4 protein-coding genes are annotated in these 8,786 nt (G+C 46.9%); 1 reads left to right on the forward strand and 3 read right to left on the reverse strand.

Going from position 1 to position 8,786, the window contains the following annotated elements; genetic code table 11:
- Window positions 1-47 precede the first annotated feature (47 nt).
- The 3 genes from JGK11_RS25415 to JGK11_RS25425 all read right to left on the reverse strand — a co-directional run bounded on the left by JGK11_RS25415 (window position 48) and on the right by JGK11_RS25425 (window position 6,458).
- Window positions 48-3,185, reverse strand: a complete 3,138-nt coding sequence (locus JGK11_RS25415; protein ID WP_293213314.1) for an efflux RND transporter permease subunit — start codon at window positions 3,183-3,185, stop codon at window positions 48-50.
- A gap of 103 nt (window positions 3,186-3,288) precedes the next feature.
- A complete protein-coding gene (locus tag JGK11_RS25420) occupies window positions 3,289-3,930 on the reverse strand; it encodes a hypothetical protein (RefSeq protein ID WP_293213316.1) in 642 nt (213 codons plus the stop codon).
- 1,076 nt (window positions 3,931-5,006) lie between these two features.
- Window positions 5,007-6,458 carry a hypothetical protein gene (locus JGK11_RS25425; RefSeq protein WP_325315545.1) on the reverse strand — a complete coding sequence of 484 codons (1,452 nt, stop codon included), beginning with the start codon at window positions 6,456-6,458 and terminating at the stop codon, window positions 5,007-5,009.
- A gap of 614 nt (window positions 6,459-7,072) precedes the next feature.
- Between JGK11_RS25425 and JGK11_RS25430 the strand changes: the two genes are divergently transcribed.
- Window positions 7,073-8,572 (forward strand): GUN4 domain-containing protein, encoded by a 1,500-nt coding sequence (locus JGK11_RS25430; RefSeq protein ID WP_363319262.1) that lies wholly within the window; start codon window positions 7,073-7,075, stop codon window positions 8,570-8,572.
- Window positions 8,573-8,786 lie beyond the last annotated feature (214 nt).

Consider the following 8,786-nt stretch of genomic DNA (forward strand, 5'->3'; position numbering starts at 1 on the left):
TTAACTGAGTTAACAGTCAACTGTTAACTGTTAACTGTTAACTGTTATTAGCCTACTTCTTTCGTTGCTGTCTGCTCAATACCATAGTTTCTCAACTCGGTTGTTTCCATCATCCGTTTAGGGATCAGAAACTTGCCAAATCGAGCATACAATGCAGGTAGAACCAGTAGAGTGAGAGCGGTTGAGGTAAAGAGTCCGCCGAGGACGACGATCGCCAATGGTTGCAACAATTCCTTACCGGCGCCACCGCTTAAAACCAAGGGAATCATCCCCAATGCCGAGGTGAGTGCTGTCATCAGAATCGCCAGCAACCGTTCCATCGAACCTTCTACAATTACTTCCGAAAGTGGCATTCCTTCGGCAAGTTTGGTGTTGTAGTTGTCTACGAGTAGCAATCCATTGCGCGTCGCCACACCAAACAAGGTCACAAAGCCCACCATTGACGGAACAGAGAGAACGCCGCCCGTTAGCAGCACTGAAATGACACCGCCAACCAGTGCCAATGGTAAATTGACCATCACCATCAGCATCGCAGGAACGGATTTTACGGTGAAGTACATCAATACCGCGATCGCCACCACCGCTAATATTCCGAAAATTAGGAAGTTTTGAGCAGCCCGTTGTTCCGACTCATACTGTCCGCCGTACTGAATATAGTAGCCTTGGGGCAGTTGCACCCCTTGCTTGACTTTGGCGCGAATGTCACCGACAACCGAACCCACATCCCGTCCCTGTACGTTGGCTGACACCACAATTAAACGAGAGACGTTTTCCCGGTTAATCGTGTTCGGCCCCTTGCCAAAGTCAACCTTTGCCACTTCCGAAAGCGGGATGATTTGACCAGTTGGGGTATTAACTTGGAGGTTACGAATCGTGTTGAGATTGCGACGGGCAGATTCATTGACCCAAACCAGCACATCGACCAACTGTTGACCATCGGGCACTTGACCAACCACTCGACCATTCAGGGCTGTTTCGGTGAAATCTGACAATTGGGCGATCATCAATCCATAGCGGGCGGCTGCATCTCGGTTAAATTGAATTTGTACTTGACGGATCGGAATTTGGGGCTCAAGCTGAAGGTCTACCAATCCCTTCACGTCCTTCATTGTCGTTTCGATTTGTTCTCCAATGCGACGGAGTTCTTGTAAGTCGTTGCCAAATACTTTAATCGCGATCGCACTTCTCACCCCCGACAACACTTCATCCATCCGGTGACTGATAAATCCGCCGACATTGCCGGCAACTCCCGGAAACTGACCCAATACTTCCCGCAAAGCTTGAATCGCCGCAGGACGGTTTTTCATCGCCTCTTCACTTAGTTCCACGTCCAAGTGTGCCAAGTTCACCGATGCCGCATCTGGGTCGCCTGGAGCACGGCCCGATCGCAGTTGTACAGATTCAAACCTTGGGTCATCCTTCAGCGCAGTTTGAATCGCTAACCCGACGCGATTGGTTGCTTCCAATGAAGAACCGGGATAAAGGGCGATCGCATTCATAAGCGATCGTTCCTGGAACGTTGGCAGAAAATCTCGTCCTAATGTCGGCACAATCAGCATCGACGCTACCATTGATACTGTAGCCAATCCCAAAATCAAGGTAGAGCGACGCATCGCCCACTGTAGCAACGGATGGTAAACTCGCTTGGAAAACAGTGCTAGGAAGGGTTCTGTCGTCTGCATCCGTCTGTGGGGCAACAGAATGGCACACAGTGCAGGCGAAACAATCAGCGATTCCAGGCTGGAGATGACTACTACCACCAAGTAGGCAATGCCCATTGGGGTGAAGATGCGCCCTTCCACGCCAGAAAGTGTGAAAATCGGTGAAAAGACGATAATCCCAATTAACGTGGCTCCAATCAGCGACTCCCGCACCTCCTGAGAACCCTCAAAAATCACATCCATTGGTGGTTTGGGATTTGGCGAGAGGCGATTTTCCCGCAAGCGACGGTAGGTATTTTCGCAGTAGACGATCGCATCATCCACTGCTGTCCCGATCGCCACTACCAATCCGCCAAGGGTCATAGTGTTGAGTTCCAGCCCGATCCAGGAACACACCAAAAGTGAGAACAGTAGCGTCAGAAAGAAATCGAACAAACAGACGGAGAGAGTGCGCCAGTTCATCAGAAACGGAATCAGGATGGCTGCGACAATCAAACTGCCTTCGATCAAAGCCGATCGCACATTACCAACCGATGCGTCAATGTAGGCATCTTGCCGGAAAGTGACGTTTGCCTTCACATCCTTGGGTAAACCCGGTTTAATTTCCTCCATCGCCTCGATGATGGCTTTGGTGACGGTGGGACTATCTACCAACGGTTGCTTGTTCACCATCACCACCACAGCGCGTTGACGATTCCAACTGGCATCGCCTCGCGCTAGTGCAGCTCCAATCTTCACCTCTGCCACATCCCGCAGTAGAATGGTTTTCCCTTCCTGCACCTTGACGACTGCTTTTTGCAAATCTGCGATCGTCTGGATTTGTCCCTCGCCTCGAATCACCAATTCGCGATCGGGGTCAATCAACAATCCACCGGCGGTTTTAGCATTTGCTTCGTTTGCCGCCTTGACGACTTCCTGAAGAGAAACCTTCAACGCCTTAAGTTTTTCTGGATTAGCAATGACTTGAAACTGCTGCACGTCTCCGCCGTAGACTAGCACTTGCGATACGCCCGGAACTGCTAGCAAGCGATTGTTGATTTTGCCATCCACCAAACGTCGCACTTCCATGATTGATGTAGTGTCAGACGTGAACGCATACTGAATCACCGTCCCGATGGGGGGAGCTAAGGGCGATATCTGCGGTGTACCGATCCCTTCGGGTAATCGGTCTTGCGCGTCCTGCAATCGCTCTGCCACGAGTTGACGAGCTTGATAGGGGTCGGTGCCCCATTTAAACACCACCCGCAATACAGAAATTCCTACGGCTGACGATGTACGGACGACTTCAACTCCTGGCGTGCCGTTGACTGCACTTTCTAGTGGTAACGTCACCAAGGATTCTACTGCTTCCGGTGCAAGACCGGGGGCTTCGGTTTGTACTTCTACTTGAGGTGGCGCAAAGTTGGGCAATACGTCGAGGGGCATTCGACTTACTGTATACAGGCTCCAGATGGTCAGGGCGATCGCCCCGAACACCACTAACCATCGTTGAGCAATAGACCATTTGGGGATGACGTTTAACATAAAAATGAAATTTGGATAGCGTTAGGCAAGCTTTTAGGAGACGGAGTAAAGAGTTTTACTCCGTCGCGATCGACAACAACCAAAAATCTTGGTTTTTGAATCTCTACTTGCCCTGACCTTTTAAGGCAAAAACTGCGAATCCACCCACCAGTAAAACTCCTGCGCCTCCCACCCAAATCAAAGGTGACGATCCTTGAGCAGGCTGCGCTTCTACTTGCGATGTAGCTGGTGATGCCTGCGATGTAGCAGCGGGTGATGCCTGCGATGTAGCGGGTGATGCCTGCGCTTCTGCTTGCGGTTTACCTCGCAATGCCTCGGAGTACAAAAGCGTTGCCCCCTGCGTTACAATCTGATTTCCCGAAACTAGATTGCCTTCTTTAATTTCCACCACATCTCCAGAGTCGCTACCAATCTGAACTGAGATCGGTTTGTAGGTTGTTCCTTCCTGGATGTAGACGAGCTTTTGCCCGTTGGCATCAATCAAACTGGTGCTGGGAACTTTGAGAATACCTCCATCGGTTGTAGGGGGGATTGCCTCTGTCTTAATTCCCAATGCTGTTGCTTTACTGGCATCAACTTCGATCGGCTGCATAATCTTAGCCGCATCGCCACCTGCAAACTCGCTGTTATGCCCAACGTGGGCTAGCACCGGAGCCGAAGCCGTACACAACATTAATCCCAAAACAAAACTAGACCCGTAGCGGGCGATCGATAACGAACTTGAATTTAAAGATTTCGATAGCATGGAAATTTCCTCCTTATATTTAGCAAACTGATGTGATGAAAATAGCCACTCCTCTGAATGGTCATCTATTCCTTACTTCAGAGTTGTGAACCTTCTCCAGGTAGAATGTCAGGCCCAAATAAAAATTTGATGAAAATTTGAGGCGAAGTCTCAGAATTTACGGTTCGCTTCTGAAGTTATGGAGAAACCTAATGAAAATTTTCAAGTCCGGGAACTGGAAACGCATAGCCTTATGGATTCTGGCAGCCACCACTCTAATTCTTCTGGGAGATGATCCTTGGGAAGTCTTCCCTTTTGTTCAACACAGACGGATGTACTGTTCCCATGATGCAGTCAAGTCTCCCTATTGCAATTTTTCACTCCTTCGCACCCATTTTGATGACATTAGTCCAGATGGGCAGACCCTAGTTAGGGCTTGCTGAAAAAGTGTACGTAGTGGAAAAACGAGGCTACACAGCTTAAAAAATAGTAGGTTTATTGCTTGCATTCCCAAATTGAGCCAGAAACTAACAACTTTCATTGCAAGGGTTTTGAGCCTCTATAATCCTATAACTTGCACTTTTTCAAGCAAAAAAAGCTTAAACCCCTTATCTGGCAAACTTTCTACTTTTATTCAGCAAGCCCTAGTTAGTATCAAAAAAACAGGAAAAAGATCTTTCGATCTGCAAATAAGCTGTTACGCATTTAAAATGGTATTGTAGGGTGCGTCAGTTTTCAGGCGTTTCCCATGTATAGTCAGTGTTCACGAGTGACGCACCCGGATCGGGATAGTTAGTGGTTTAAATGCGTAACAGCTTATCGGATTTAAAAACAGGAAAAATCAAGGCAAAAAAAGCTTTTCTCGTGAGATATTTAGACCATTTAGTATAACCCTCAGTCGTGATTTTATAATTGGTAGTACGCCGAAGGGACTGACAGTATGGAATCTACAAACAGCCGAGCTAGAAGCAGTTTTGGATCCAGAGCCAGAGCAAATGAGTCGTTTAGTCGTCAGTCCTGATGGCAAACTATTAGCCGAAATTACAAACGATTCGATAATTAAAGTGTTGCAGCGTTTGTAAAATTGAAATTTCAACCTAACGCGGAGCTATCTGTTGCAGTTGTTTGGCTTGTTCGAGGATTTTCTCGAAGTCTTCTTCGCTCAACCGCTGAATGTAGTTGATTTTAAACTCTTCTAAGAAGTCGCACAGCAATAGTTGTATTTCTTGCCAAGTTTGCTGCTGTTGGAGTTCGCTTCCTAAAGCTTGTGCGAAATGTTGGACGAGCTGGTTTGAGAGTTGGATGCCTTGAGGATCTTCGCTAGCGATTTTGAAGGCTTCGTAGGCATTTTGCGGGCCGAGGGTGGCTAATTTTGACAGTTCTGCAACTAATTGTGAAGCTAGCTGTGCGGGAAGGTTTCCGAGTCCGGGTACTTGCTGGAAGCCTTGATAAATTGGGGATTGTTTGAGAAATATTTCTATATTGTACCGGAGTAGATCTTCTAAATCTGGCTGGAGTTGAGGCAGGACTTTGTAAACGGTTACTTGGACTAAACGGCTGGCGATTGCTTCTATTTCGTTGATATTATTAATGTCTAAATATCGCTGTTTTTGAGTTTGGAAAAGTTGTTTTGCTAGTTCGCCACTGGTAATTGATTGTTGCATCTGATTGATGAGCTGAATTACTACTACTTCTGTCAATTCTTGCGCGAAGTTGGCGACAAAACCTCGGCTGATTTGGGCGCGTATGGGTTGGAGATCGGGCATTTTGGCTTGGTGGATGCGAATGGTGACGGGTAATACTCGCAACAGGCGCCAGAAGGGGAGGAACAAAAAGATGTCGTACCACCGCCAGAGCATGGCTTGCCGCCAACTGACACTGCGGTGGCGGCGGCTGATGAAGTAGGTGCGGGCTAGAAATTCGATCGCAAATATGGCAATAAATGGCAGGTCGATTTGCCAGAAGTTGTCTGTAAATTCCCCATTTTCTCCGATCGTGCGGTAATAGTTGGTGGCGATTAACGGCTTGATTTTGGCGTCAAACCAAGTGATTTCTTGTTGCCAGCCTTGTTTGTTTAAATACTCTTGGCTCCAGAATGTTTTGAATGATTGTTTTGCTGATTGCTGCGGATTCGGCGTGCGATCGCGCATCCGGTCTTTAATTTTTTCTAAGGACCCACTTTTTGATGCTACTCGAAACGGATCTTCGTCGATCATGTTCGCGCTCAGAGTGTTTATTTCCTGCAATTTGGCTGCTACTTGAGGAGATGGCAAGCCTGTTTGCACTACTTGTTTTTTTAATTCTTCTAAGGTTTCTAGATATTTCTGGGTGTCTCGGTGGGGTTGAATTCCTTTGAATGGGTCGTATATTTGGGTGAGAACCGGTAGTTGCCGGAAGTAGAAATTTCGGGCGGGAACATAAGTTATATCAAATAATACTAGGCTTAAATTTCCTAGTGCGACCAGTGCAATGAACCGCTCGAACCAGGGTACTTTGGGTGATTCTTTACGGGAGTTTTCAGTTAGAGATGGCTGTAGTTTTGGTGTCACTGGCATTTCCTAAATAAGTAGACGGAGCGAAATAACTGTAACTGGTAATAGCTGGAAAAAAGGAAACAGCTTAAACTGGCTAACTGTCGGGTTGCGATCGGATTGCGATCGAGTAAGCTAGTATTTATTTGAACCAGGGGAAATTTAGGTAGTTTGGGATTGTTGATTTTGCCGGGTTGAGTAAAATTTTATACTTGTAAAATATTAAGGTCGATCGAACTTGACGGTAGCAGCAGCTCCCGTTAGTCTGCTTCTCTCTGGCAATAAAATTATATCTCAGGCAGAATCCTAAGTTTTTTTTCGGCGTTGCAGAGCTAACTGGTCTGGTAATAAATTACTATTTTTGTTTAATCTGCTGGCTGTTTGACCGCGAAATCAAATCTCTTGCACCGATCGCAGTTTAAGGTTAGATTTGGACTTCGAGTTTGAGGTCAAACCCTCAAGAGAGGTATACTTGCTCAGGGGCAGTCTGGCGAGAGCGCTTCCGAGCAAGTGCGAGGGTGGCTGCAACCTCCGTAAGGTTCGGGTTCTCGCCTCCACAAAAACCAGCTAGCGATCGGACTCTTGAATAAAATGACACCCTGAGTATAATTTTGTTCGCATTTTTTTAATATATGACATACTGCCTTAATCTCGATTGCCCAAAAGACAAGCGTCAGAACCCACCAGGCACAAAGTATTGTCTTAATTGTGGTTCCAAGCTGTTGCTAAAAGACCTTTATGCAGCAACCGAACCGCTGCGCGATGGAGGATTTGGCAGGACTTTTCGAGCTGTCAATCATGGAAAATTTGAGGAACTTTGCGTTATCAAACAGTTGTCGCCGCCGCAGGAATTTCAGCGGAAGCCGGCTCATTTTAAAAAGTATGTCCGACTGTTTGAACAAGAGGCAAGGCGGCTTTACGAACTGAAGCACCCACAAATTCCTCAGCTAATTTCTTATTTTGAGGAAGATGGGCGTTTGTATTTGGTGCAGGAGTTTATTGATGGGAATAATTTAAAGGATGAGTTAGAAAAGTACGGTGCTTATAGCGAACTTAAAACTAGGGAACTGCTATTAGATTTGTTGCCTTTGCTGAATTTTGTTCACGAGCGCAATGTGATTCACCGAGATATTAAGCCTGAGAATGTGATCCGCCGCAATCGCGATCGCAAGTTGGTGCTGATAGATTTTGGGGTTTCCAAACAGGTAGTAACTGATGCTCCAACCAAAACGGGCACTAAGTTGGGAACTCCGGGTTATGCGGCGCTAGAACAGCGGCACGGTAGGGCTGTTCCTGCTAGTGACCTTTATAGTTTGGGGGTGACTTGCATTCGCTTGCTGACTTCTGTGATGCCTTATTTGGATATCTACGGGGACATTCACGATGACCTTTACGACCCGCTCGAAGGTCGCTGGCTTTGGAGGGAGGCTTTGCCGAAAGGAACAAAAATTAGCCAGGATCTAGGTCAGATTTTGGATAAGTTGATTCAGGAATATGTCAAAGACCGCTACAAGTCTTCTCTGGAAGTTTTTGAGATTTTAAAACCTGCTGCTGTTGTTGTTCCACCAGATTCTAAGTTGCAGCAGGCAACTGTTCTTAGTCCTTCTTTGCCGACTCAACCTGTAACTAAAAATCCGATTGTTTCTGTGAATTTAGAGTCGGAAAAAGGGATTGATTATTCTCAGTTGGAAAGGCTGCTGGCTGCTAAAAATTGGCGTGGTGCTGATGAGGAAACTTCTGTGAAAATGCTGGAAGTGATGCAGCAAGTTTCGAGGGGTTATTTGAGTGAGGAAGATATTAGGAAGTTTCCCGCTAAGGATTTGCAGACGATTGACCAACTTTGGGTGCGACACAGCCACCGGAGGTTCGGTTTTTCTGTACAAAAGGGTTTTTGGGTCAAGTCGGGGGGAAAGGCTGGTGTTTATGATGCTGATGTTTGGGAGAAGTTTGGCGATCGAGTGGGCTGGCGAGTTAACGGTCAGTGGGTATACTATTCTGAACTGAATTTTACTTCTAAGGCAATGCCGGGACATTTGCCGGGAGGGACTGTTTTTGGGTGGGAAGGTGGGGTTTTGTGTGGTGTTTTGGGCTTGGGTGGGATCTGGTTTCTGCTGTCGCGGCGAGATTTGTAGGAAGAGGGAAGTTCGGCAACGGATGCTGTAATGGATGTAACGGATGGAAGTCGGAAGAGGGAAGTTCGGCAACGGATTCGCTCGACGGATGTAACGGATGTAACGGATGTAAAGGATTTAGAGGCCTCCACAAAAAGAATGATCCAATAGCTATGTGGGTTTAGCGAAAATTTCCACAAACCATTTGTGAAGATTGGGCAGACGATTTATCTGG

The sequence above is a fragment of the Microcoleus sp. PH2017_34_RAT_O_A genome (assembly GCF_020737885.1).
Taxonomy (GTDB): Bacteria; Cyanobacteriota; Cyanobacteriia; order Cyanobacteriales; family Microcoleaceae; genus Microcoleus.

Excerpts from the sequence above, each read along its gene's own strand:
- JGK11_RS25415 (WP_293213314.1), bottom strand. The coding sequence starts at position 3,185 with ATGTTAAACGTCATCCCCAAATGGTCTATTGCTCAACGATGGTTAGTG.
- JGK11_RS25420 (WP_293213316.1), bottom strand. The coding sequence starts at position 3,930 with ATGCTATCGAAATCTTTAAATTCAAGTTCGTTATCGATCGCCCGCTAC.
- JGK11_RS25430 (WP_363319262.1), top strand. The coding sequence starts at position 7,073 with ATGACATACTGCCTTAATCTCGATTGCCCAAAAGACAAGCGTCAGAAC.